The 26,448-nt window shown below is 59.2% G+C and carries 17 protein-coding genes and 3 pseudogenes; 16 read left to right on the top strand and 4 right to left on the bottom strand.

The window, feature by feature from the left end:
* Window positions 1–16: 16 nt before the first annotated feature.
* Window positions 17–877 carry a CoA ester lyase gene (locus LFL96_RS35770; RefSeq protein ID WP_281003953.1) on the top strand — a complete coding sequence of 287 codons (861 nt, stop codon included), beginning with the start codon at window positions 17–19 and terminating at the stop codon, window positions 875–877.
* A 105-nt stretch (window positions 878–982) separates the two neighbouring features.
* On the opposite strand, the gene LFL96_RS35775 is transcribed toward LFL96_RS35770, so the two are convergent.
* The 3 genes from LFL96_RS35775 to LFL96_RS35785 form a co-directional block, all read right to left on the bottom strand.
* Window positions 983–1,930 carry an FAD-binding protein gene (locus LFL96_RS35775; protein WP_281003954.1) on the bottom strand — a complete coding sequence of 316 codons (948 nt, stop codon included), beginning with the start codon at window positions 1,928–1,930 and terminating at the stop codon, window positions 983–985.
* Between the two features lie 23 nt (window positions 1,931–1,953).
* Window positions 1,954–2,703, bottom strand: coding sequence for an electron transfer flavoprotein subunit beta/FixA family protein (locus tag LFL96_RS35780; protein ID WP_281003955.1), 750 nt, complete (start codon window positions 2,701–2,703; stop codon window positions 1,954–1,956).
* A gap of 185 nt (window positions 2,704–2,888) precedes the next feature.
* Window positions 2,889–3,548 (bottom strand): NAD(P)-binding domain-containing protein, encoded by a 660-nt coding sequence (locus LFL96_RS35785; protein WP_281003956.1) that lies wholly within the window; start codon window positions 3,546–3,548, stop codon window positions 2,889–2,891.
* Window positions 3,549–3,681: 133 nt separating this feature from the next.
* Here LFL96_RS35785 and LFL96_RS35790 point away from each other — a divergent pair.
* The 15 genes and pseudogenes from LFL96_RS35790 (at window position 3,682) to LFL96_RS35860 (ending at window position 23,960) form a co-directional block, all read left to right on the top strand.
* Window positions 3,682–4,568, top strand: a pseudogene (locus LFL96_RS35790) (LysR family transcriptional regulator).
* Window positions 4,569–4,810: 242 nt separating this feature from the next.
* Window positions 4,811–6,520, top strand: a complete 1,710-nt coding sequence (locus tag LFL96_RS35795; protein WP_281003957.1) for an acyl-CoA dehydrogenase — start codon at window positions 4,811–4,813, stop codon at window positions 6,518–6,520.
* The gene (locus LFL96_RS35800) at window positions 6,510–7,733 is read left to right on the top strand and encodes a CoA transferase (RefSeq protein ID WP_281003958.1); all 1,224 of its coding nucleotides are present in this window, start codon (window positions 6,510–6,512) and stop codon (window positions 7,731–7,733) included. The genes LFL96_RS35795 and LFL96_RS35800 overlap by 11 nt, the downstream gene beginning before the upstream one ends.
* A gap of 66 nt (window positions 7,734–7,799) precedes the next feature.
* Window positions 7,800–9,056, top strand: a complete 1,257-nt coding sequence (locus LFL96_RS35805) for an acetyl-CoA hydrolase/transferase C-terminal domain-containing protein (protein ID WP_281003959.1) — start codon at window positions 7,800–7,802, stop codon at window positions 9,054–9,056.
* A 245-nt stretch (window positions 9,057–9,301) separates the two neighbouring features.
* A pseudogene (locus tag LFL96_RS35810) lies at window positions 9,302–9,811 on the top strand (substrate binding domain-containing protein); the annotation flags it as partial.
* A 1,387-nt stretch (window positions 9,812–11,198) separates the two neighbouring features.
* On the top strand, window positions 11,199–12,140 hold the full coding sequence (locus LFL96_RS35815; RefSeq protein WP_281003960.1) for a LysR family transcriptional regulator: 942 nt from the start codon (window positions 11,199–11,201) through the stop codon (window positions 12,138–12,140).
* A 278-nt stretch (window positions 12,141–12,418) separates the two neighbouring features.
* Window positions 12,419–12,919: a nuclear transport factor 2 family protein gene (locus LFL96_RS35820; protein ID WP_281003961.1), complete on the top strand. Its 501-nt coding sequence runs from the start codon at window positions 12,419–12,421 to the stop codon at window positions 12,917–12,919.
* 13 nt (window positions 12,920–12,932) lie between these two features.
* Window positions 12,933–13,835: pseudogene (locus LFL96_RS35825) on the top strand (SMP-30/gluconolactonase/LRE family protein); the annotation flags it as partial.
* A 382-nt stretch (window positions 13,836–14,217) separates the two neighbouring features.
* The gene (locus LFL96_RS35830) at window positions 14,218–15,570 is read left to right on the top strand and encodes an MFS transporter (protein ID WP_281003962.1); all 1,353 of its coding nucleotides are present in this window, start codon (window positions 14,218–14,220) and stop codon (window positions 15,568–15,570) included.
* 287 nt (window positions 15,571–15,857) lie between these two features.
* Window positions 15,858–17,075, top strand: a complete 1,218-nt coding sequence (locus LFL96_RS35835) for a porin (RefSeq protein ID WP_281003963.1) — start codon at window positions 15,858–15,860, stop codon at window positions 17,073–17,075.
* 301 nt (window positions 17,076–17,376) lie between these two features.
* Window positions 17,377–18,261 carry an intradiol ring-cleavage dioxygenase gene (locus LFL96_RS35840; protein WP_281003964.1) on the top strand — a complete coding sequence of 295 codons (885 nt, stop codon included), beginning with the start codon at window positions 17,377–17,379 and terminating at the stop codon, window positions 18,259–18,261.
* Window positions 18,262–18,702: 441 nt separating this feature from the next.
* The gene (locus tag LFL96_RS35845; RefSeq protein WP_281003965.1) at window positions 18,703–20,061 is read left to right on the top strand and encodes an amidohydrolase family protein; all 1,359 of its coding nucleotides are present in this window, start codon (window positions 18,703–18,705) and stop codon (window positions 20,059–20,061) included.
* 464 nt (window positions 20,062–20,525) lie between these two features.
* Window positions 20,526–21,119, top strand: coding sequence for a malonic semialdehyde reductase (locus LFL96_RS35850; RefSeq protein WP_281003966.1), 594 nt, complete (start codon window positions 20,526–20,528; stop codon window positions 21,117–21,119).
* A 39-nt stretch (window positions 21,120–21,158) separates the two neighbouring features.
* Entirely contained in the window at window positions 21,159–22,217 is a 1,059-nt protein-coding gene (locus LFL96_RS35855) for a maleylacetate reductase (protein ID WP_281004362.1), read from the top strand.
* A gap of 3 nt (window positions 22,218–22,220) precedes the next feature.
* Window positions 22,221–23,960 carry a GMC family oxidoreductase N-terminal domain-containing protein gene (locus tag LFL96_RS35860; RefSeq protein WP_281003967.1) on the top strand — a complete coding sequence of 580 codons (1,740 nt, stop codon included), beginning with the start codon at window positions 22,221–22,223 and terminating at the stop codon, window positions 23,958–23,960.
* Between the two features lie 781 nt (window positions 23,961–24,741).
* On the opposite strand, the gene LFL96_RS35865 is transcribed toward LFL96_RS35860, so the two are convergent.
* The gene (locus LFL96_RS35865; RefSeq protein WP_281003968.1) at window positions 24,742–25,947 is read right to left on the bottom strand and encodes an IS110 family transposase; all 1,206 of its coding nucleotides are present in this window, start codon (window positions 25,945–25,947) and stop codon (window positions 24,742–24,744) included.
* Window positions 25,948–26,448 lie beyond the last annotated feature (501 nt).

Genomic DNA, 26,448 nt, shown 5'->3' on the forward strand with positions numbered 1-26,448 from the left:
TTTTGATCAGGCTGACATGACCACAGATAGCGCAGTTCAATTGGACGAAACGGATATCCCGGCCTCGCGCTCGTATCTGTTCGTGCCGGGAAACCGTCCAGAACGATTCGAGAAGGCCCGTGCGGCCGGTGCCGACCAGGCGATCTTTGATCTCGAAGACGCCGTGCAAGCAGACGCGAAAGCTGAAGCCCGCGCTGCGGTGCTAGCTGGCGTAGACACTCTTCGGCCAGCCCTTGTGCGCATTAATGGCTTCGAAACACCATGGTTCGAAGATGATTTGGCGGCGCTTGCGTCGTGTCGCGGTGTTGCCGGTATTCTGCTGCCAAAAGCGGAAAGACGAGAACAGTTAAGCGCGGTACTGAAAAGGGCGCATCGCGATCTCGTGCTTTTCCCGATGATCGAAACCGCTAGAGGTATCGCGAATCTTTCGGCACTTTGCGCGGCCCCGCGGGTCGAACGGCTGGTTTTCGGAACGCTCGATTTTCAGATTGACTTGGGCATTGAAGGCGATGCAGACGAACTGAATTTATTTCGCTCGCAAATCGTGCTGGCCTCGCGGCTTGCGGAAATAGGCACGCCGGTGGACGGCATATCCACGGTGATCGCGGATTCTTCCGTCATCGAAGCTGAGGCGCGGCGTGGTAGGCGCTTCGGCTTCGGCGGCAAGCTATGCATTCATCCGGCTCAGATCGATGCCGTTCATCGTGCCTTCGCATGGAGTGATGCGCAGACGGATTGGGCGCGTCGGGTACTCCTCGCCATCGAAGCGAGTAACGGCGCAGCCGTGGCGGTCGACGGAAAAATGGTCGATCTCCCGGTGATTCTGAAAGCGCGCCGGATTGCCGCTCAGGTCACAACAAATCGCGTGGCTCGATGATTTGAGGTTGCGGCGCTTACGCTTGCCAGGCAGCGCCGATTGCGCGTCACGCGTCGAAGGAAAACCGGGGACGCGCACACTATGGTTGCGGCCAGCGGTTCCACATCAGGGGAGGGCGCTTACCAGTTCCGGCACGAGATCGAAAAGGTCGCCGACGAGGCCGTAATCGGCGACACTGAAGATTGGAGCTTCCGCGTCCTTGTTGATCGCGACGATGACTTTGCTGTCCTTCATCCCTGCCAAGTGCTGGATTGCGCCCGAGATGCCGACGGCCACATACAACTGCGGCGCGACGATCTTGCCGGTTTGGCCGACCTGGTAGTCGTTGGGAACGAAGCCCGCATCGACCGCCGCACGCGATGCGCCGAGCGCCGCACCAAGCGTGTCCGCCAACGGGTCCAGCACCTTCGTGTAGTTCTCGCCGCTACCGAGACCACGGCCACCCGACACGATAATCGACGCCGACGTCAGTTCTGGCCGATTCAGCTCAGTTATTTCGCGGCTTACGAACTGCGAAATGCCTGCGTCGTTTGCCGCATCGATCCTCTCGACCGATGCGCTGCCGCCCGTGCGCGCGACCGGATCGAAGCCGGTCGCGCGCACGGTGATGACCTTGATCGGATCGCTCGATTGCACAGTCGCGATGGCGTTGCCGGCATAGATTGGACGCTCGAAAGTGTCCGGTGCGTCGACCGCGGTGATATCGCTGATCTGTGCTACATCCAGAAGCGCCGCAATGCGCGGTGCGATGTTCTTGCCGTGGGCCGTTGCGGGCGCAAGGATGTGCGAATAATCCTTTGCCGGATTTCGCACGATCGTCAGTACTGTGCCTTCGACGTTCTCAGCCAGTCCTTCGGCGAGTTGCGGCGCATCGGCAAGCAGCACCTTGGAAACGCCTGCTATCTTTGACGCAGCATCCGCTGCGCGTTGCGCGTTCGAACCCGCCACAAGCACGTGAACATCGCCGCCGATCTTCGAAGCCGCCGCCACAGTATTTAGCGTCGCTGCCTTGATTGATGCGTTGTCGTGTTCTGCAATTACCAAAATCGTCATTTCTGTCCGGCTCCGCGTTGTAATTAAAGCACTTTCGCTTCGGTCTTGAGCTTCTCGACCAGCGTCTTAACGTCCGGCACCAACACTCCGGCGCAGCGCTTGTGCGGCTCGGCGACTTTGAGCGTCTTCAGGCGCGGTGCGACATCGACGACAAGGTCCGCTGGCGTCAGCGTTTCCAACGGCTTCTTCTTGGCCTTCATGATGTTGGGCAACGTCACATAGCGCGGCTCGTTCAGGCGCAGGTCGGTGGTGACGACGGCGGGCAGTTTCAATGACAGCGTTTCCGCACCGCCATCGACTTCGCGCCAGACCGTGGCGCTGCCGTCGGCCACGAGGACTTTCGATGCAAATGTCGCTTGCGGCAGGCCAGCCAGCGCGGCGAGCATCTGACCGGTTTGGTTGGAATCGTCGTCGATGGCTTGCTTGCCGAGGAGCACCAGTTGAGGCCGTTCCTTATCAACCAGCGCCTTGAGAATCTTCGCGACGGCGAGCGGCTGCAATTCATTAGCCGATTCGACCAGAATTCCGCGATCAGCGCCGATCGCCATCGCCGCGCGCAGCGTCTCCTGACATTTCGTCACGCCGCAGGAGACCGCAATGACCTCTGTCGCCAACCCCGCCTCGCGCAAGCGCACCGCTTCCTCCACGGCAATCTCGTCAAACGGATTCATCGACATCTTCACGTTCGCGATATCGACTCCCGTACCGTCCGATTTCACGCGTACCTTCACGTTGTAGTCAACGACGCGTTTCACTGAGACGAGTATCTTCACTATCCTGCTCCCTTGCGTTGAAAGGCCGCATGCGCGCCGTGAGGCACTCACGCCGCGGCGACCGGATCAACGATAAGGCATCGCGCGTATTCGCGGCAGTTCTCCCGTCACATGACCGTCATGACGAACCGATATGTCAGCAACGCCGTTAGCGACGCAATCGGCGAGCCATCGCACGCGCTTGATTAGCGCCGCCACGACCCGTGCGGCAGTTCGATGTCGCGTTCTGCCATTGCGAGCTTCGTCTTCAGGGTTTCCCTATCGAGCGGAATGCAGTAAGCGGGTTTTGCGCGTTCGAAGCGCCAGCTATCGGCAAGCGCGCCCGTATCGAGCGGGTCGTAGCCGCACTCGTGGAGCCATGCGGCGACCACGCTCTTCGAGTCGGTATCATCGCCCGCGATCGGCAATGCGCGTCGATTCGGAGTACCGGCCGCCTTGCCTGCCGTCTCGATATCCTTGGCCAGAATTGCATTGAAGGCCTTGACGACACGCGCTGCCGGGAAGTGCGCCGCGACGATTTGCGACGTCGTCGTCTCGTGGCGGTCGAGCGCGTCGATCCTGCCGTCGCGTGCGGGATAATAGTTGCAGGTGTCAATGAGTACTTTGCCGGCGAATGGCCCTGGAGACATATCGCCAATCTTACCGAATGGAACGGCCAACACGACGATGTCGCCGAAGGCCGCCGCCTGTTCAGCTGTGCCGGCTTTACAGCCGATAGCAGACATGGTGCTGCCAAGCGTCGCCGGTCCGCGCGAGTTGCTTACCATCACGTCGTGCCCCTGGCGCATGCCAAGGGTAGCCAGGGACCGGCCAATATACCCCGCTCCGATAATGCCGATCTTCATTGCAGTGACTCCTTCCGTCAGTGGGTTGGATGCAACGCGTCGAATGGCGCTGTCCTGTTAACACTATGATCTGAACCTCGTGTGTGATAAAGCCGGGTTCAGTGAAGGCTGACGAAACGGAGAGTTTGCAATGATGGATCGCTTGACCAGCATGGCGGTGTTCGTGAAGACCGCCGACACCGGCTCGTTCGCTGCGGCCGCGCAAGCATTCGACATCTCCGCGCGGATGGCAGGGCGGCATGTGGCCGAGCTCGAAGCGCGTGTCGGCGGCCAGCTACTCAACCGAACCACGCGTCGTCAGAACCTGACCGAGATCGGGTCCGAATTCTATAGGCGCTGCAAGCAGCTACTCGCGGACGCCGAAGAGGCGGAGGCCGTCGCGAGCAATCTTTCGACTACGCCGCGCGGGCGGCTGCGGCTCACTGCGCCGGTCACTTTCGGGCTTTTCGCTCTCGCGCCGCTCGTCGCGCCATACCTGCTGCATCGTCCGGAAGTCGAGATCGATCTCACACTGACGGACCGCTATGTCGATCTGATCGGCGAAGGTTTCGATGCCGCGATCCGGCTGGGGCCGCTCGTCGATTCGTCGCTGGTAGCTCGGCCACTCGTGCCGTATCGGCTGGTTGCGTGCGCCGCGCCCGCTTACCTCAGCCGAATGGCACGCCATCCGATCCTTCCGACCTTGCGCGTCACGAGTGTCTCAGCTTCGCTTACAGCGCATCCCCACCGGCGTCGGAATGGCACTTTGTGCACGGCACTCGATCCTGCGCAGCACCGATTCGATCCCGGTTTCGAACCAACGACACCCGGGCCCTCATTACCGCGGCGAAAGACGGACTTGGTATCGTGATGGCCCCGGAAATCGCGGTCCTGGACGATCTGGCAAGCGGCGCCCTCGTGCGCGTGCTAAAAGCATTTGCCGTGCAGGCCCGTCCGATGCACATCGTGTTTCCATCGGGGCGTATGACACTCAAGCTGCGCCAGTTTGTCGATCAGGTGTTGGCGGACTACGGCGCCTAAGCACCGCCAACTCTCGGGCGCACCGTCGCTACGCACGACAGTGCACGAGGCACGCTCGTCCCACGTTCCTAGGCCATTTTCCCAGCCATACCGTCATCACATGCCGGCCATGCGCGGCTGCCGCTACCGGCGCCCACGCTGCTTGCCTATCCTGCATGTAACAAGTCGGGCACGACACCAGCCATGGTTTAAGGCGCAGCCGCCCGATCCAGCCAGTCCGGCCTACCTTCCGACACCCAAAAATGCTCTATCAATCTGTTCCAGAAAGTTTTTCTGCCGCTATTACTGTGCTGAGTCGTGTTCGCTGGTTGCTCGACGAGGCGGTGCTGGCAGTCGTCCGTTCATGCGTGATCGATGGCAGGCTCGATGCAGCACGGCTAGACGAATTTCAGTTCGCCAGTTATGAAATCGCACTGGCGAGTGCTGAACTGCTTGCTGCCGAAACGGCCTGCGACCGCACCGACCCGGAGGACTGCGCCACCGACCTCGACATGGGCCTCTCGCTCGCCTTTGCCACTGATGCCATGACGAGCGTCCTGCAACGTCTCGACGCGTTATATGTCGACCTTGCCATTCCTGCCGCGGGGCTGCATGAGGTCATGCAAAGCGCGGAGTTTGCGCGCTTGCGCCAAGCGACATGCAGCAGCGAAGTGCTCGCGCACCTTGGTGAGGCGCTCGCCTCGGCCGGGTCGATTGCCGACACGAAGCATCCGGATGACGTCGCGATGGCGCAAGACGCGTTCCGGCGCTTCGCAAAGGAGGTCGTCGCGCCGCTTGCCGAACGCATACATCGTCACGATCTGACGGTACCTTCCGAAATCCTCGATGGCATGCGCGAGATGGGGGCCTTCGGACTCTCGATACCGGAGTCGCTCGGCGGCAGCGCATCGGAGACCGGTAACGACGCGCTGATGATGGTGGCCGTCACCGAAGCGCTGTCCGAGGCGTCACTTGCCGCGGCGGGCAGTCTCATCACGCGTCCAGAGATTCTCTCTCGCGCGCTGCTCACGGGCGGTACGGATGCTCAAAAGCAGCACTGGCTGCCGGCGATCGCATCGGGCGAAGCGCTCTGCGGCATTGCAATCACTGAGCCAGACTTTGGTTCCGATGTTGCGAGCCTGAGCCTTAAAGGCACACGTGCGGACGGCGGTTGGCTGCTTGACGGTGCGAAGACATGGTGCACCTTTGCCGGCATGGCGAACTTGTTGATGGTGGTTACCCGTACGGACCCCGACCGCTCGGCCGGACACCTCGGGTTGTCGATCATGCTTGTCGAGAAGCCGTCGAGCGACGCGCACGAATTTGATTTCGCGCAACCTGGCGGCGGGCGTCTTACCGGGCGGGCGATTCCGACCATCGGCTATCGCGGCATGCACTCGTTCGACCTGCATTTCGAGCGCTTCTTCGTTCCGGACACCCACGTCCTCGGCGGCGAAGCAGGTCTCGGCAAGGGCTTCTATTACACGATGCAAGGCATGACGGGTGGACGCATGCAGACCGCCGCGCGGGCCTCCGGCGTCATGCGCGCCGCGCTCGATGCGGCGATTCGCTATGCCGGCGACCGAAAGGTGTTCGGCAGAGCGCTGTCAAGCTACCCCCTCACGCGGGTGAAGATCGCGCGCATGGCCGCGCGCTACGCTGCATGCCGCAAGCTGACCTATGCAATTGCGCGTCAGCTCGAAAACGACGGCGCGCAAATGGAAGCAAGCCTCGTCAAGCTGCTGGCGTGCCGTTCGGCCGAGATCGTCACGCGTGAAGCGTTGCAGATCCACGGCGGCATGGGCTACGCGGAAGAGAGCGCCGTGAGCCGATATTTCGTCGATGCCCGCGTACTGTCGATCTTCGAAGGCGCTGAGGAGACACTTGCGCTCAAGGTCGTCGCGCGCGCGCTCTACGACCGCGCGTTGACGCGCCTTGCAGCAAGAAAAAGCGAGGCGCCCCATGCTGCCTGATGCGATTCTGAAAGGCATGCGGATTGTTGAGGCGTCGGCGTTCGTCGCGGCGCCGCTCGGCGGCATGACGCTCGCGCAATTGGGCGCCGAAGTGATCCGCATCGACCCGCTCGCGGGCGGCCTCGATTATCGGCGCTGGCCGGTCACGGCGGACAACACAAGCCTCTTCTGGTGCGGGCTCAACAAGTCGAAGAAGTCCGTCACGCTCGACCTCGCGAGTGAGGAGGGGCGCGAACTTGCTGCCGCGCTCGTTACTGCGCCCGGTCCGGATGCGGGCATCCTGCTCACCAACTTTCCGCCGCGCGCCTTTCTCGACTATGACGCCTTGAAGGCACGTCGTGCCGACCTGATCCAGTTGACCATCACCGGTGACCGGCATGGCCGTTCGGCCGTCGATTACACGGTCAATCCGAGGATCGGCATTCCTTACCTCACCGGCAGTGGCACCCCCGACGAAGTGTGCAATCACGTGCTGCCGGCCTGGGACCTCGTTACAGGCAACCTCGCCGCACTTGGCATTCTCGCGGCCGAGCGCAGCCGCCGGCAAACCGGTGCGGGCCAGCACGTGAAACTTGCGCTTGAGGACGCGGCGCTTGCCGTGATGGGCCATCTCGGCTTTCTCGCCGAAGCGCAACTCGGCAACCAACGCGAGCGTGCGGGCAACGATCTGTTCGGCGCGTTCGGCCGTGACTTTCTCACCGCCGACGGCCAGCGCGTCATGATCGTCGGGCTTACCGCGAAGCAATGGAGATCACTCTGCGCGGCCACAGGCCTCGCCGACAATATCGATGGGCTCGGCAAGTCACTCAATCTCGATCTGCAGCAAGAGGGTGACCGTTTTATCGCACGTGCTCATCTTGCCGCGCTTTTTGCGCCGTGGTTCGAAGCACGAACGCTGGCTGATGTCGCCTCGGCGTTTGATGCCCATGCAGTCTGCTGGAGCCGATATCAGACCGTGCGCGAACTGGTGGCGACCGATCCGGAATGTTCGCTGGCGAATCCCCTGTTCTCAGCGGTCGTTCAGCCGGGAGTGGGCGAGCTGCTTGCGCCAGGGAGTCCGCTTGCATTCTCCGCATTCCCACGCGCGGCGGTCCAGCCCGCGCCGCGTCTTGGTGAACACACAGAACAGGTGCTCACAGACGTGCTGGGCCTGTCGAGCGCGCAACTGGGCGGATTGATCGATCGCAAAATCGCGGGCCACTCGCCGGCTTAAAGCGAACCCTACCTCCATTTTCGTACACGCGCCTCGCGGATGCAAACCGCGGCGCAAGGAGTCTTCTTGCTTACCGATTCATTGCCCGACCTCACGCCCTACCTGCGCGGAGGCGATACCGTCATGTGGGGACAGGCGACTGCCGAACCGCTGACCCTCACGCGCGCGCTAGTCGCACAGCGGGCGCATTTCGGGTGCCTTGACCTCTTTCTTGGAATTGACCTGAGCGGCACAATCCGAACGGAACACACCGACCATTTCCGCTTCATGAGCTATTGTGGCGCGGGGGGCAATCGGGCGCTCGCCAAGGCGGGGCTGCTCGACATCATCCCGGCGCCTTATTCGCTGCTGCTGCGCGAGCTTGCACGCGCGGGCATGGGTATCGACGTCGTTCTTGTGCAGGTCGCCGAGGCCGATGAAGACGGCATGCACAGCCTCGGTCTGGCAAACGATTTGCTGATCGCGGCCATCGAGCAGGCGCGAGTGGTAATCGCCGAGGTGAACCCGAATGTGCCGCGCACCTACGGCGAGCGTCGGTTACGCCCGGACGAGATTGACGCGTTCGTTCCTGCCGCCTTTGCGCCGCTCGAAACAGCGTCTAGCGTTCCGTCGCCTCAAGAAGAACGCATAGCGGAGCACGTTGCTTCACTTGTCGAAGATGGCGCAACGCTGCAGGTCGGGCTTGGGGGCGTCGCAGAAGCGACCCTCAGGCGATTGACCGACCGTAAGGATTTGGGCATTCACTCGGGCATTGTTGGCGATGCGCTGGTCGATCTGGCGGAGTCCGGTGCGCTCACGAACGCGCGCAAAGGGCGCAATACCGGCAGAAGCGTCGCGGGTATCCTGATGGGGACGAAGCGGCTCTATGCCTACGCCAACCGCAACCCCGATATCCAGCTGCGTGGCACCGACGAAACGCACGGTGCAGAAGCGTTGAGTTCGATCGAGCGCTTTGTCGCGATCAATTCCGCGATCGAAGTCGACCTGACGGGCCAGGCGAACTCTGAAGTCGCAAACGGCGACTATATTGGGGCGGTGGGGGGCGCGCCCGATTTTCTGCGCGCGGCGCATCGGAGCCGCGGGGGCATCCCGGTGATCGCGCTGCGTTCGACGGCGGGCGAACGATCACGTATTGTCGCATCGTTGTCCGGGCCCGCAAGCACGGCGCGCTGCGACGCCGGTGTGATCGTGACCGAGAACGGTATTGCGGACCTGCGTGGCTGCTCACTGACGGAACGCATGCGGCGCATGATCGCGATAGCGGCACCGCAACATCGCGAGCAGCTTGAATGCCGGTCGCAGTTAATGGGCAACAGCCCATGAGCGGATAGCGCCTATTTCTTGACGCAGAGCGCGATGGGCTGCGTGCCTAGGGCCGGTGCGCCTTCACTCGCGATTCAATTTGGCAACACCACGGCAGAAATTCTGTTACGCCCTTCAACAGTTGACAACTTTATTTCGCTGTCCACAAGCGATTGTTTCCACTGTGCTTTTCGTTAAGGAGCCGCACTGGCTGCTGCGGTTGACAGTTTTATTGGCGAAGTTGTGACATCTTTATTGCGGTCTACGCTATCCGCCACACTACGACCGCGCCGCAAACGCACGTCGCGTGGAAGCTTTGCGAAACGCGCTCGCTGCTCGTCGCAAGCCGTAACTATCTGGAACAGCGCGGCACGCCCGAGCATCCTGACGCGCTCGTCGATCACGACTGCCTGTGCTATCTGCGCGGCAGCGAGCCGACCGCATGGAGCTTCGAATCGTATGACCGGCGTCGCGCACGCGTGAGCGTGCCGGTGCGCGGCTGTTTCGCGGCGAACAATAGTGAAGCAATGCGGGAGGCGGCACTAGGCGGGCTCGGCATCGCGCTGCTGCCCGACTTCAGTGCCCAACGCGACATCGACGCGGGCCGCCTCGTTCCACTGCTCAGTGGATGGCGACCGTCGGGCGCATTCGGTCACTCGATCTTCGCGATTCGGCCCTACAGCCCGATCGTGCCGAGCGCGGTACGCGCGCTCGTGCAGTTTCTGAGGCAGGCGCTGAGCTGCGGATTTTCGTCAGCATCACCGGCCATCCGTTAGACCAAGTGTCGTTTCTACGACGTCAAAATATAGCGGGGATGCTTACTGCAGAGCTTAGCAAGCATTGCAGGGCCAGTCAGTGCGTGAGAGCCTCAGCCGGTGCTCGCCCGCGCCGGTAGAACAACAACGCCAGACCAGCTGAGCCACTTACGGCGCGTACGGCCGGCGCATCGCAGCGGCGGATATATTCCAGCCATGGCGGTGCGTGGGGTCTGGTCTTCGGCCAACATCGGTTCATCTATCCGGACTTCCAGTTCAATCGCTTGGGCGCCCTCCAAAAAAATGTCGCTGAACTTCTCGCCGCCCTACCGACGGCCGACGACGATCTCGGAGGATGGCGACGTGCTTTCCGGCTCTACTCTCCCCATGCATTGCTCGACGGGCAGACGCCGGCAGACGTATTTGCGAATGACCCCGTTCGCGTGATCCGCATCGCAAGGGCGGAATTTCTGAGCGATCCAGGGACGGCCTGGGGAACCTGCAACCAGAGGAGAGCGACGCTGGCCCCGGTTCGAACGGGGCATCCCCTATGACCCGGGACGACCGGCAGGCTCTGCAGCGAGGCCTGCGTGTGGTGCAAGACGCTGGCGAGCCATACGCTGTGCGGATCGCCGACGTGCCCCGGCGCTTGCAGGGCGTACTTGGGGAGTGGTGGCGCATGTTGCGCCCGCCATCGTTGGGCCCGGATGGGGCCACGACTGAATTTACGTCTGGGACCGGTCCGACTGGCTCTACGGGCGGGTGCCGGATCTCTCCTATAACGCGACCGCGGCAGGACATTACATTGGCAGCACCTGTCCCGAAGGCAAGCCATGAGCATGCATAGCATCGAAAGCGACAAGCGGTACTGCCACGCGCTCGAAGCCGTATCGATGCAGAGTGAGCTTTGTCGGGCGCGCGGCTGTTCAACTGATCAAGCGGTTCGGGCCAAGATTCATGCAGAACCTCGTCCCCTCAAAATGACTCGTTGACGCGGGACGACGAAATCAGGAAGGCAGAGAATGAGCACCTTAGTCGCTAGGAAGTGGTCAAGACGATCGAGAACGCACTCGAATCCCGGTCGACGCCTGCTGCGTTCACTATCCCGAGCCTCGGTTGCCATCTGCAGGATAGTTTTGCTTCGCAGCGGTAGCCCCAACGTGCATCTACCGCATGGGATCCATTCCGCTTGATCGTGCCGACGCGAATCTCGCCAGTTACCGCTCGAACACTGGCTGTGTTTGTTAGGCGCCAATTGTTGCGAGTTCGGCACCGTGCCTGCTTGCGGCCACTGACAGAATCGAGGGTTTGAGCGCACTGGGTTGCTGGAAGGGTGACGCGCACATTTCCGCAAAATGGAATTATGATGGCGTTCAATCGAGAATGAAGAACAGCACGGAGAGACCGCGTGGATCGATGGAGAGAGGTTGAGGTATTCGTTCAGACTGCGGAGCTTGGGAGCCTTTCAAAAGCGGCCGAAGCGTTGGGTATGTCGAACGCGGCGGCCAGTCGGCATCTTTCGGCTCTTGAGGAACGGCTTGGCGCCCGCTTGATCCATCGAAGTACCCGACGGCTGACGCTTTCCGAAGTAGGCGAGAGTTATTACCGTAACTGTAAGACCGTCCTGGTTGACATGCGTGACGCCGACACCGCGGTTAGCGCCACGAGCCTGAATCCTACCGGGGTCCTTCGAATATCGGCATCGCTGTTTTTCTCAGTTCATATCGCGCCGCTTCTCGATCAATACACGGCGCGGTATCCGAACGTCACTGTTCATGTCGAGGTGGCGAACCGCTACTACGATCTGGTGGACAACAATATCGACGTGGCGATCCGAGCGCGGGAGTACGAGAACGATTCCGCCATTACAATCCGCCGGCTGGCCCAAACCCGCCGAGTCCTTACCGTTTCACCCGATTATCGGAACAAGCACGGGGTGCCGGATTCGGTCGAAGCGCTCTCAAGCCGACCGATGCTCATCTACACCTATGACAACACTCCAAATGATCTCGTCTTTCGCCGCGGCGAAGAAACGGCGCAGGTGCGAGTGAAAGGTTTGCTTGAGTCCAATGACGGCCATGTGCTGCGAGCCGCCGCCCTCAAAGGCATGGGTATCCTAGTGCAGCCGAAATGCTTAGTCTACGACGATTTGACTGCAGGACGCTTGATTTCTGTTCTCGACGAATGGGACCTACCACGTTTGCAGATCAACTTAGCCTTCCAAAGTCGCCGGCACATGTCAGCGAAGGTCCGAACCTTCATTGATTTCCTGGTAGAGCACTTCCGCCAGATGGACTACGAAGGAAAATGGACGAGCTTCGATCAAAAGCCGTCTAGGGCCTCGAAATAGGTCAGCCAACACGTTGGTCGGTGGAAACGTCTGACGCACATATCCTCAACCCTGTCTTTTGACTAGTTCGGGTTGCACCGCGCTCCAAGTCACCGCTGCTTTTTCCGCGTAGCGCAAATGACATTTTACACTATCGGCTTTATCCGGACGCAATGTCCAAAGTAAAGTACGGACATGCCAATTGACATCTAGGCTCATCCCCAATTGGTATGTAGTGCACTACTGCGTTTAGCGGCTGGTAAAAAGGCCCACCGTGGTCATTGAAATTGGAGAAAACCATGACGGAAAGGGATATCGAGGACCTGAAGGTTCGCCTCCAGGCTCTCGAGGATCGCAACGCGATAGTCGATACGCTAAACCAGTATGGCCAGGCGCTCGACTACGGCGACTTCGATCGTTTGGTCGACGTCTTCACTAAGGACGCGATCCGCGAGACGAAGCGGCTCGATGGTTCCGTCAATCGCTGGGAGGGCGAAGCCGGGACGATCGATTTTGCGAGGCGCCATTCGCATGCACCGGATCTATACCACAAGCATTTGGCCTTTAATCCGCAGGTCGCGATTGACGGTAATACCGCTAAAGTGGTGAGCTATATGTTCCGCTTCGACCCCCGAGAAGGCGAGCCATCGTTTATCTGGGGGATGGGCCGGTATCTCGACAAGATGCGCCGTGAGCCGGACGGCAAGTGGCGCATCTCGCATCGCGTGTCGGAAATTGAAGATCAATGGCCGGGTCGCTTCGCCTTGATCGGCGGTCCGGGTTCCAAACCGGCGGACTAGTGGAGCTTAGAGAATGCGACACGTGGCGCTTCATTCCGGCTTTGAGCAACTGATCGATCTAGACAGCGCTCCTCGGCAAATCGGAACTGGCTACATCTGGGTCGAGGGGCCGGTGTGGCATCCAACCGATCATTATCTTCTTTTCTCGGATATTCCTGGCGACGTGCGTCGCCGCTGGGATAAGAACGGGGTCGTTGAAGTGAAGCGGCCAAGCCGAAATGGCAACGGTATGACCTACGATCGCGCTTTGAATCTTTTGGTGTGCGAGCAAGCCGACTTCGCTGTCACGCGCTATTCGCCGGATGGAACGCGCGTCAAGCTGGCGACTCATTTCGAGGGGCGCGCACTGAACAGCCCGAATGACATTGTAGTTCACCTCGATGGATCGATTTACTTCACCGACCCGCTCTACGGCCGTATGCCTGAATTCGGTGGCCTGCCCATTCCGGCCGAGCTTGATTTCCAAGGTGTTTACCGAATTGAACCGGGCGGCGGTGAGCCGCAGCTTCTCGTAGATCGAGAAACCTTTGATCAGCCCAACGGACTCTGTTTCTCGCCCGACGAAAAGCTACTCTATGTCAACGACACTGAGCAGACGAATATCCGTGTCTACGATGTCCGGCCAGACGGTTCTCTGGCCAATGGTCGCATTTTCGCGGAGAGCATCGTGCAAGAAGATGTCCCCGGCTTACCGGACGGTATGAAATGCGATGAGGCGGGCAATGTCTGGGTGACCGCACCTGGCGGCCTTTGGGTTTATTCAGCAATGGGCCGATTGATTGGAAAGATCCAAATACCTGAGCGCGTTGGCAACATCCATTGGGGCGGACCGGACTGGCGGACGCTGTTCGTCGCCGCGTCTTCGTCTATCTACATGCTCGAGACAAAGATCCGACCGCGGAGAGAGCCTTTCATGCTTGAGTCCGTGACTTGAAGAAGACGCACAGGTGACGCCAATCGTGGCCACAAGTGGTCTACAAGATCGAAGCGAAGTCTGCTTCCTTCTTGACCAGTCGTGGCGCAGTCATCCAGAAGGGTAATTGGAGTTGCGCTGTCTGAGTTGTCTGCCGGGTCTGCTGCGGCGTCCGGTAACCCGAAGGTGAGACACAGTATCAGTTAGGACAACGGATGACAAATGCGAAGTTTTCGATTTATGTCGGCTTAGCCCAGCCGAAAAATAGTGCCACCAAGGTGATTCGTGGCCTGCAAAAAGATGCAACGAGCTTATTACGGCAATGGAGCGGCGCATCAATAAAGCTTCGCCTGTACATAATGCATATATACATACCAGGAGACACATGAGAAACGTGAGAAAAATCAGCGCTGCCGCAGATGCGGCTATGGTGCCGGAGCACGCGCGCTACTCGAATCCGGATTATCGAGAGGTCAGGCGTGTCATCATCTCCGGTTATCTTGGATGTGCGATCGAGTTCTACGACTTCCTCCTGTACACCACCGCTGCAGCGCTGGTATTCGGGCCCGTTTTTTTCGGCAACCTCCCGCCGCTAATGGGCACGATTGCCGCATACACGACCTTTGCTGCCGGGTATGTAGCGCGCCCCTTGGGCGGAGTGGTTTTCGGCCACTTCGGGGATCGACTAGGGCGCAAGCACATGCTGGTCATCACAATGACGGTGATGGGTGTCGCTTCGACGTTGATCGGACTGCTGCCGACGCCCCAGACTGTTGGCTGGATGGCTCCGGCGCTATTGCTGTTCCTGCGTGTGGTGCAAGGCATCGCAGCGGGCGGTGAGTACGGCGGAGCATTGATGATGGCCATCGAACACTGTGACCAGAAGCGCCGGGGGCTCTTCGCATCGCTCATCGCGATCGGCGCGCCGTCGGGGACTGTGCTCGCCTCGCTTGCGTTCGGTCTTTTCAGACTGTTGCCGGACAGTCAGTTTCTGCAATGGGGATGGCGTGTCCCCTTCCTGTTCAGCGCTCTCCTGCTTGTCATCGGCCTCTATATTCTTAGTAGGGTCAGCGAGTCACCGCTCTTTCTCCAGGCGTTGAAGCGGGAAGGAGAGATGAGTCGGTTTCCTCTTGCCGATCTGCTACGCCATGAATGGAAGGCGGTCATTCTCGCCGTAGTCACGTCAGCAGGGCCGCTTGCCGTCTATATTGTCGGCGTTACTTTCACCCAGACCTATATCCGGCATCTTGGCTTCGACTCGAGCATTGCGCTTTTCGCACTCGCGATCGCAAACGGCGTCAATCTCGTCTGGTTCCCCGTCTGCGCCCATCTTAGCGACAAGTACGGACGTAGGCCGATGCTACTGATCGGCTTTCTGCTGTCCATTCTGCTGATTGGCCCCAACTTCCTGCTCGTTTCGAAGGGCAGTCCGTTGTTGACGACGCTCGCCTTCTGGCTCCTCGGTTCGTTCGCCGCAGGGCCGATCTACGGGCCACTGGGTGCGTTCCTGAGCGAGAAATTCAGTACGAGGACCCGCTACACGGGCGCTTCCATTGGTTATCAGTTGGGCTCTACGCTGGGCGCGGGCCTCACGCCGCTGATCGTGACATCAATTTTTGCTTCTACGGGCGGAACCAGCGTCATCGGAGTCTGTGTGTTTCTAGCCATCTTCTGCAGCGTCTCGATGCTCTGCGTCGTGCTGTCGCGAGAGACACGCCGGGCCGACATAGCGTATTGACACTTGGGGAGTCTAGCGCCGCGATCACGGCTCACATCAAACGCTCGACTTCAAATAACGCGATCGCATTGCGAGCCCGACGCACATCCCGAAGATATCGCGCGAAACGGATCAAACGGTTTTGTAGATTCCGGTGAGCAATTGAACGAAGCAGGGCTTCGGCGCATTACGTCAGCGTCGACTTCAAATTGCTATAACTGGCAACCACGTGGTAAATAGGCCCCGAAGTAAATACGGATTGTTCGTATGCTTGAGATTACAAAAAAACGAATTAAAGGAGACAGGTGATGGATGGACGTTTTGCATTAAAAGGCGTTGTGATAGGAGTGGGTGGTGTGGTTGCAATGTCTGCGGTTGCTCAATCCAATGTGACGCTATACGGAAGCGTAGATACAGGGCTCGCGTATTCGAGTAGTCAGACGTCTTTAGGTTCGACGAGTGGAGGGAAGTCCGCGGTCCGGATGTCTCAGGGCGTTTGGAATGCAAGCAAGTTTGGTCTTCTCGGCACAGAGGATCTAGGTCACGGCATCAAGACAATTTTTCGCCTTGAAAGCGGATTTAACAGCGCTAACGGAGGGCAACAATACGCCAATGCCATGTTCGGACGCGCAGCATACGTGGGTTTGATTCATCCCGTGTACGGTACGCTCACGGCCGGCCGCACATATGCTGCCTACTATCAGGCACTATCTCGTTATAGTCCCACAAACGTTCTGTCCGGATATTTCGGAGCTCACCCCGGAGATCTAGATGGCCTCGATACGGGATATCGTGCGGACAACACGATTGCGTATCAGTCGCTGACCTTTCGAGGGGTAACGGTCTATGGTTCATATTCGCTTGGGGGCGTGCCAGGAAGCCTCAATACTGGTTCGACCTTGGCTGGCGCGCTCCAATACGAATTGGGACCGATTGGCGCAGCTGCGGCATTCCAGAGAACCAACAACTCGACCCCGAACGGCGGCCCATGGGGGTCAAACTCGACCATGTCGAATAATGGGGCGCAGCAGGGCGTATCTGCGGTGACCAATGGTTATCAGACAGCACAAGCGCAGCAACGCTTTGCTGTCGACGGTATGTACAAGTTCAACAACAACCTAGATGTATCGCTGGTCTATTCGAACGTCCAGTATATTCCCGGCATACGGTCGGCTTTTACCGATACCGCTATATTCAACACGGGTGGCATCGTGCTCCACTGGAAGCCGGCTGTAGCGTTCGATCTAGGGTTTGGATATAGCTACACGCGTGCGACGCGAGCTAACGGCATCGCAAGCTCGGCCCGTTACCAGCAGTTCAACTTGGCTCAATACTATGGTCTTTCAAAGCGCACCGGACTTTACGCGCTGGAGGCGTATCAGCGCGCAGGCGGACAGACTTTAGGCACAGGCGGAAAAGCACAAATTATCAATGCTACGGCGACTATCGGGGACGGGTTCAACGGCACACCATCGTCGTCGAAAAGCCAGTTTGCGGCGGGCTTGGGGATTGTTCATCGATTTTGAAAGACCTTTGGTCCGGATCGACATCGCGGCCGGTTTCGGGGCGGTACGTTCCGAGAGAGTTTTTAGGAATGAGCGAGGTGGTACTGATGCATAGAAATAAGAGTTAGAACTCAACTAGTACGTTTCTAGGTTTGGAGAAGCTGAGAAAGTGGCATTCCTCGTTTTCACAGAATCTCTACTCAATTGTCCGCTGATGTACACCGTATCCCACCGAGAGAAATTGTGGACCCGGTTGCAAGGCTTGTTCGTTAGCCGCTGGTGGCCTTTTACTTGTACCACAGCTTCCCGCATTGGAGACGTTATGCAGAATGTTGACGAGGACACGATTACGCAAATCGTGCTGGCCCGCCACGCGGACGCCGAAAATCCCCGCCTTAAGCAGATAATTACGAGCGTAGTGGAACACCTGCACGGGTTCGCACGCGACATCCAGCTATCTGAAGAGGAATGGTTCGACGGTATTCAGTTCCTGACTGAAGTGGGACACATTACTGACGACAAGCGACAGGAATTCATCCTTCTTTCGGACACGCTCGGGCTGTCCATGCTTGTCACTGCGCTGAACAACCGGAAGCCACGTGGTTGTACTGAGTCCACGGTATTCGGCCCGTTTTTCGTCGAAGGCGCACCGGTTTATGAAAACGGTGCTGATGTGGGTAACGGCGCCAAAGGCGAGCCGTGCTTCGTGACTGGAAGGGTGATGGGGCTCGGTGGCGAGCCAGTGCCCGATGCTCGCGTCGACGTATGGCAAGCCGATTCTGACGGCTTCTACGATGTTCAGTATAAGGACACTGAACAGGCTCACGGCCGCGGTACTTTGAGAACGCTCCCCGATGGCACTTTCCATTTCCGTTCGATTACCGCAGAGTCGTATCCGATACCGCACGATGGACCGGTTGGTCGCATGCTGACCGCGTTAGGCCGTCATCCATGGCGGCCTGCACATCTGCATTTCATGATTGATGCGCCTCGCTACGAACGGCTCATTACACACGTCTTCAGGTCTGGCGATGAATACCTTGATTCTGATTCCGTTTTCGGGGTGCGCTCATCACTTATCGCAAATTGGGAGCGGCACAACGCGGGGAGTGCTCCCGATGGCACTATTCTGGACGGCCCTTTCGGCACGCTCGATTTCACGTTCGTCCTGAACCGCATTGACTCTGTCAGCGGACGAACCAAATAAACCAGTCGGGCGGGGCGCATTCGACCTTCATCACGCGTGTTCGCTGCTTACATATGTACAAGGTGTGAGGAGTCCGATGATTAAGCAGCAGATCGTATTGTGGAATCTCAAAGGCGAATCCCAAGAGGATAGTGCGAGTGCCGTCGTTGGCCTCAGAGCAGCTTTCGAGCGCATGGTTGCGAAGGTCCCGGGCCTGTTGAATATGGAGATCGGTAATAACGTCAGTGGGATCGATTACGCATGCGACGTCGTCATAAATTAAAAAATCGGCTTACACCAATCGCTCGCGGCGTATGCGCAGCACGGAAAACATCGCAGGGTGGAATAGGAACTGGGCGACTTAGGAATCGAGATGCATCACGTTAACTACACCGTTACACCCGCGTAGCAATTCGAGCAGTAGCATGAAATAGATGTGCGCAATATTAGAGGAGACGCTGGATGCAGCGAAAACTAATCAAGGGCGGTCATGTAATCTCCATGGACCCTCGTATCGGAACCGGTGGACTTGATGTGCTCGTCAACGGAACCCGGATTGAAGAGATTGGAGCAGGGTTGAGCGCAGACGATGCGGAGATTGTCGATGCATCGGACTGCATAGTCATTCCCGGGCTGGTTAACGCTCACATGCATACCTGGCTAACCGCGCTGCGTGGGCTTGCATCAAACTGGACGTTGCCGCAGTACTTCCGCAGCGTGCACGCCGGTTTGGCGACCCTTTTCACCCCGGACGATATCTATATCGGTACGTTGGTCGGTGCCTTGAATCAACTCAATAGCGGGACCACCACTCTGGGAGACTGGTGCCACAACAATCCCACGCCGGCTCACACTGACCGCGCCGTTGACGGTCTTCTTGAATCCGGTATTCGCAGCGTCTTCTTCCATGGTTCTCCGAAGCCGGACCCGAAGCCCGGTCAAAAAAATTTCAGCGAAATACCGCATTCACACTCGGAAGTGGAGCGACTTCTGAAGGAGCGGTTCGGTAGGCGCGACGGGCTCGTAACCCTGGGTATGGCGATCCTCGGGCCTCACTACTCGACCTATGAGGTGTCGGCTCACGATTTCAAGCTTGCTCGGGAACTGGGCCTCGTCGCCAGTATGCATTGCGCTGGGCTGGATGCGAAAACGCCTGATGGATGGGAGCGTCTTGCGCAGGCCGGATTGTTGGACTCGCGAACGAATGTTGTCCACGGAAACAACCTGAGCGACACGCAATTGCAGATGATGCTCGGATGCGGCGTGACGTTCTCGCTGGCTCCCGAAACGGAAATGCAGCAAGGTCATGGTCACCCTATCACGGGGCGGCTGCGCGATGCTGGCTATGGACCTTCGCTCGGCGCTGACCTTGAATCCTGCATTGCGGGCGATATGTTCACTGTCGCCCGCGTGGCACTCGCATCGCAAAGGGCGCTTGACAACGCGGATTCGAAGGCGTGGCAGGGGAGCTTGCCCGCAACTTCGACCTTATCGTGCGACGACGCCCTTGCTTGGGTCACCCTGCGCGGCGCTGAGGCTCTCGGTCTGGCCGAAGAGATTGGTTCGCTGACTCCGGGAAAACAGGCCGACATAGTTTTGGTTCGCGCTGACGCCATGAACATGCGCCCATTACACGACCCTGCGGCTGCACTCATCATGCAGGCAAACACGTCGAACATCGACACGGTGCTAGTTGCGGGCGAGTACCGCAAGCGTGCCGGCGAGTTGAATTACGGTGTGCTCGCGAGGCGCCTTCACGAACTCGAAGCGTCCGGTGCGCGTATCGGGAGTGGTCTGAATCGATTGCTGGCTCCTCAATGAAAGACTTCCAATACCCACTGCCTGTCCATGAGCACGTCATGAGTCAAACAAGCTGACGCCCCGCATCGCATTCATCGGCATTGGCAGCATGGGATTGCCCACGTGTACGAACCTGCTGAAGCGGGATCTCGTGTCCTTCCTCGCAGCGTATTCCAGTGAGGATGAACTGCGGGATTCGCAGTGTGAAGTCGACTGTCACGTGCGCGATGATTGGCGCTCGGCTCGAGGAAGCCCCTGTCCCGCAGTAGCTCGGAAGGCGTGGTGCTGACCTTGACCGGGCTCACGCATCAGATATTTGCGGGCGCTTTGCGCGTGGCGTTGATGCATGCGGCGTGACATTTGTTATTCCATGGTGGGGAGCGACAGCACGATGCGTCCCGAAGTTAGCTCGAAAAATTACTGCGGAAAGTCATTTCATTTTCACAACAAAAAGTCTCGAAAACCGATCGTCACATGGGAAAACTATGGAAAAGGCTTTGAAGGCAATCGCACTCGACGTGGTCTTTCGCTCAGCCAGAACTCAGAACGGCTGGCTTGACAAGGCCGTCAGCGATGCGCAACTGAAGGAACTGTACGAACTGTTGAAACACGGTCCGACGAGTATGAATACGTGCCCGGCACGGTTCGTCTTTTTGCGTACTGCGGAGGCTAAAGCTCGCTTGTTGCCTGCGTTGTTGCCGGGCAATGTCGACAAGACGGCGGCGGCACCGGTTTGCGTCATCGTCGGCTATGACCGGCGCTTCCATGACAAATTGCCGATACTTTTCCCGCACCGGCCGGAGGCTCGCGCCATCTTTGAAGGCAAGCAGGAACTCATCGAGAGTACTGCTTTTCGCAATGGCAGCTTGCAGGGCGCCTACCTGATTATTGCCGCTCGGGCCTTGGGCCTCGACTGTGGGCCGATGTCCGGATTCGATACCGCGAAGGTCAACGCCGAGTTTTTTCCAGAGGGTGACGTTGCTGTCAATTTTCTTTGCAACCTCGGTTACGGAGATCCGAGCAAGGTTCTCGACCGCCTGCCGCGGCCGTCGTTTGAAGAGGCGTGCACGCTTCTTTAACCGAATCAACCTGAAGTTTTTACTCGCGGTGGTATGCCGATGCTCGACCCATTCATTTACCAGGGACTACCTGCCCGTGTCCTTTTTGGACGCGGAACCATCACCAAACTCTCCGATGAGGTAGATCGCCTCGGCCTAACGCGCATTTTAGTGCTCTCGACGCCTGAGCAGGTTGCGCTCGCTGAGCGCGCGTGCGAACTGCTCGGGGCGCGGGCGGTGGGCACGTTTCCCGGAGCAACCATGCATACCCCCATTGAGGTCACCGTGCGTGCCTTGGCGGCTGCAAAGGCGTGCATGGCTGACGGCGTGGTCGCCCTTGGTGGTGGTTCCACAATCGGGCTCGGGAAGGCGATAGCATTGCGGACCGATTTGCCGCAAATTGTCATCCCGACAACGTACGCCGGGTCGGAGATGACGCCAATTCTTGGCGAAACGCAGGATGACCGGAAGACGACCCAGCGCGGACCCAAAATTCAGCCCGAGGTAGTCATCTACGACGTGGACCTCACTATGACGCTGCCACCGGTTATGTCAGCACTGTCGGGATTCAATGCTATGGCTCACGCAGCTGAAGCACTGTACGCATCCGACCGGAATCCGGTAGTTTCGCTAATGGCGGAGGAAGGGGTGCGCGCCATCTACGAAGCGCTTCCTGAAGTGCTGTTGAATCCGGCCGACCCCAATGCGCGGACAACGTTGCTCTATGGCGCCTGGCTGAGCGCATGCTGTCTCGGCTCAACTTCGATGGGATTGCATCACAAGCTCTGTCATACGCTTGGAGGCCTCTTTGACCTTCCTCATGCGCAGACTCACGCGATTTTGCTCCCGTACGCGCTGACCTACAATGCGCCCGCGATTCCAGAAGCCTTGACAAGGCTGGGCCGCGCGATGGATGCGCAGTGCGCAATAGGAGCTCTCATACATCTGGAGGGGGCTTGCGGAATCCCGCTAGCGTTACGCGATATCGGAATGCCTGAAGAAGGGGTCGAGCGTGCGGTCGAGGAAGCCCTTGCAAACCCGTATAACAACCCGAGACCCATTGAGCCCGCGCCTCTTCGCGAGATTCTGGCTCGCGCGTGGGCCGGGTCTGGAGTGTGATAAATGATATCTTCAATCAAGGCGGCGACATCTGCGCCGATACGAACCGCTGAAGGCGATGGTCAAGCCGACTTTGTTGTTGTCGGCGCAGGCACCGCGGGAGCTGTGTTGGCCGCGCGTCTCTCGGAAGACGCCCGGCATCGCGTGGTGCTCATCGAGGCGGGCATTGATACACCTCCCGGAGCGGTCCCTGCCGATATCCGGGACACATTCCCCAGTTCCACGCTCAACCCCGCCTATTTTTGGCCAGGGCTTGAGGCTACGATTGTCAAGGGCGGAGCCTCAAGGCCTTTCCCGCAGGCAAAGGTGATGGGCGGCGGTTCCAGCATCATGGGCATGTTCGCGCTTCGCGGTGTACCCTCGGATTTCTCACGGTGGGCAGCTTGCGGCGCGGAGGGATGGTCTTGGGAGGAGGCGGTACGGTTATATCGCAAAGTTGAAAGTGACCCCGCACGCCCAGGAAGCGTTTCTGGCAGCAGTCCGATACGCCGCATGGATTCCACCGAATGGCCACCATTCGTTTCCGCGATGAAAACCGCCGCGGAAGGGTTGGGATTGGCTCATATTGACGACATAAACGAAGGTCCGCAGGACGGTTTCTTTGCGATGCCGGTTAGCCGTGACGCAAACACGCGGTCGACGAGCGCCGGATGCTATCTCACTACCGCTGTGAGAAGTCGAAAGAATTTGACCATTCTGACAGGAGCGCGTGCGACCCGGTTACTGTTCAATGGGCGCAAAGCGGTAGGGGTTGAGGTGGAGCAGGGCGGGGCGGTCAGAAACCTCTCTGCCCGTCGCGTTATTGTATCGGCCGGCGCCATACATTCACCCACTCTACTGATGCGCTCGGGCGTTGGCGCAGCTAAAGAACTGGGCGCACTTGGAATAAAGCCGGTCGTTGACTTGCCGGGTGTCGGCAAGAATCTTCAGAATCACTCTTATCTCTTCTTCGCGCTGACCTTGCCGCGCGGTAAGCGTCTCGCCCAGCATTTACGCAGATTTGTCATCACCGGCGTGCGGGCGTCATCGGGAATGCCCGACTGTCCACAAAGTGACCTCCTTCTTTTCACCTTAGGCCGGGTAAGCCCTCGAAGCTTTGGCACGACGGTAGCGATGGCAGGGTCCGCGCTGTATTCGCCGTTCTCAAAGGGCTCGATATCGCTTAACTCCACCAATCTTGACGCAAATCCGAAAATTGACTTCAGGATGCTTGACGACCCCCGCGATGCTCCTCGTGTAGTGAAGGGCGCCCGGTTGCTTGAGACATTATTGCGCGAACCCAGCGTAATGGATTGCTACTGCGAAGCGTTCTTGCTACCTGCAGCGATGGCCGTCAATCAGTTTAACAAAGGAGGGCTTGCGGGGGCGGCCATGGCGATCGGTGCGCAGTTTGTGCTGAACTCGCCCGGCCCCGTTCGGCGAATGGCAGTCAGAAAAGCCTTGAACGTGCGGGAACCTCTGTCGAAACGAAGCGGCGCAACGCGAATCAGTGACGAAGAAATCCTGGCTTCAATTGCGCCGATGGGCCACCCGGTCGGTACCTGTGCAATGGGCGCGCAGGAAGACCCGCGAACAGTCGTGGACAGCGGTTATCGCGTTGTGGGGCTAGAGAATGTGTATGTGGTAGATGCATCCGTTATGCCGGTCATCCCAAGCGCGAACACTAATCTCCCGACCTTGATGGTCGCGGAGCATGCTGCGGAAAAGCTACTGTTAACGACGCTGGACGGTACAGCTCGATAAGCCATCGTTTGAGCGTGTCGCTCAGCTAATTCGAGCGTCAGCGCAGACGCGAGGAAGGCCAAAACCGGCGCCGCTGCCGGTGACGGCCGGTCCGCCGATTGACGAGAAACGGTGACTGTAACGGTCAGAGCTCGCGGGGCGTGAGCGTGGCGCCGAGCACGAAGCTATCGGCTGGCGGACCTGCCGCGCCAACGCAGCCGGAATCAACATGATTCCCCCATCCATAAGGGCAGCGGCGGCCACGCGGTCGGCGTCGGCCGTCAACGGCCTCGGAACGACATTGACCATAACCGGACGGGCATTCCCATGAAATCGCCAGACCGGTGCTATCGAACTGGTGGTCAGCGTTGTATGCGACTGCGCATCACGGGGATACGTCGGGCGCCCATTCATCTTGAGGTAGCGCGGCGTTGCGCATAGCACCGTAAGCGCTGCACGAGCGCCGTCTTGACAGGCGCGCGGGATCGTCATGCGTTTGCGCGAAGCTGGTCCGCAACGACCCACGGCATGAGTTCGTCAAGGCGGTTGATCGCGTGGTCTGTGCGACGACTAAAGCGGCTGAACCATGGCCGACCAGCTACGATCGTGCGGTATTCCATCGTGACGCCCGTTGCTGCAGTGCGGGGCGTATCGCCCACGGCCTGAGCGGCGAAATGACGGCAAGGTTGCTGTATCGAACTGGATCCAGCATTGGTGCCCCGACGGATTCGAGTTTCGTTGCGACAACAACGAGCCGCTGCGCTGGAATGCTGCGACCGGGGGGGGGCGCCTATGTGATTCGTCAAGCATTAGGGGCGGATTTAGGTTGATATAGGGTGCCGTCCCGCAGCATGGCGAACAGCACGTCACAGCGTCGTCGGGCCAGAGCGATGAGCGCCTGATTGTGGCGCTTACCCTGCTGGACCTTGCGCGAGTAATAGTCTCTTGAGATTGGATCGCGCAGGGCTGCGAAGGCGGAGAGGAAGAGCGCTCTCTTGAGCACCTTGTTGCCCCGCCGGGATGGATGTTCGCCCCGGATCGACGAGCCCGAGCGCCGGGTGACCGGGGCGAGGCCGGCGTACGCGGCCAGATGCGCGGCTGAGGCAAACGCCTTGTGAGCGACTTCAGTGAGGAATCTGGCGGCAGTCCTGACGCCGACTCCCGGCATGCTGGTCAGCACCGGCCAAAGAGGGTGTGCTTGTACCAGACGCTCGACTTCGCTGGCAACCTCATCGCGCTGCTTGCGCAAGGACGCGAGTTGCTGGGCAAGACGCGGCATGACGATGGTTGCTGCCTGAGTACCGGGCACGATCACAGCCTGTTCGCGGAGCGCCTGAACGATTTCGGCCGCGAGGCTCTTGCCCATGCGAGGCGCGAGTTTGGTGAGGCGGTTGGCAAGCGTTTTCTCGCTAGCCGAGGCAAGCTCGGCAGGTGACGGGTATCGCTCAAGCAGATCAAGCACGGCCGGATGGTCGAGGCGCGGCCCCAGAACGCGTTCCAGCGCTGGATGGATCTGGGTAAGCAAACCTCGAATGCGGTTGCTGGTCTGGGTGATCTGGGCCGCGAGATCGTCGTCGAAGCCGCACAGCATGGTGAGTTCGGCGAGCGGTTCGTCAACCAGTCGAAGTGAGCGCAGCGCATGTGGCATCGAGCGCGCGGCTTCAGCAATGATGGCGGCATCGCGAGCATCGGCCTTGGCTTCCCCTGCGTCCAGTTCAGCGATGCGGCGCATAGCCAGACCCGGTAGATACGCGACCAGGACTCCTTCGTCACGGGCGACTGCCAAGGGCAACGCGCCGACGGTGGCGGGCTGATCGACGACGAACAGGAGCTGGCCGTGCGTCTTGAGTTCGGTGATGAGGGCGCGCAGCTTGGCCTCATCGTTGGGCAGCGCCTTGTTGTAAAGGCGCTTTCCGGTCCGATCGAGGGCGACGGCGTGATGGTGGCCTTTGCCGACATCGACGCCGACGAATACATCGACAGAGCTATGTTGTTGGTTTTCTTGCATCGAAGGCTTTGCAGGTTGAACGGTTTGGCCTGCAACATCGGTGGCAAGTCTCGGCATCCACGTTACGGACGGCCTCAAGATATCCTGGCCGAGCCCCTATTAGCGATCACCAGCCACCCACCAGGCCCGGTGACAACACCCCCCGGATCATGACTGCGACTGGGGGCGAGAATCATGCCGGGCCTATCTGGCCAAATCCTCAATTATCGAGGAGTGAAGATAGTAACGGGGCGACGAGCTGGGTGGCTACGACAGGCGGCCGTAGCGGCGGCGTGGTGCGTGATGTCATGCTTTCAGCCGTCGAGAATCGCTTTGGAAATGCCTTGGAGCCGCCGGCTAACATCGATTCTCGGACAGCCAACGGCTTGGGTCGGGAGATCGAGAATACTCGAAGGTCTGCTTGATGCTCCTCGCGGCGTCGATACCCATGTATCTGGCTCAACGACGTGCGGAAGTGTCAGCGGCTGCCATTGAGTGTGTGTGGGCTGCGGGAAGATCATG

Origin of the sequence: Paraburkholderia sp. D15, from assembly GCF_029910215.1 — a bacterium.
GTDB lineage: Bacteria > Pseudomonadota > Gammaproteobacteria > Burkholderiales > Burkholderiaceae > Paraburkholderia.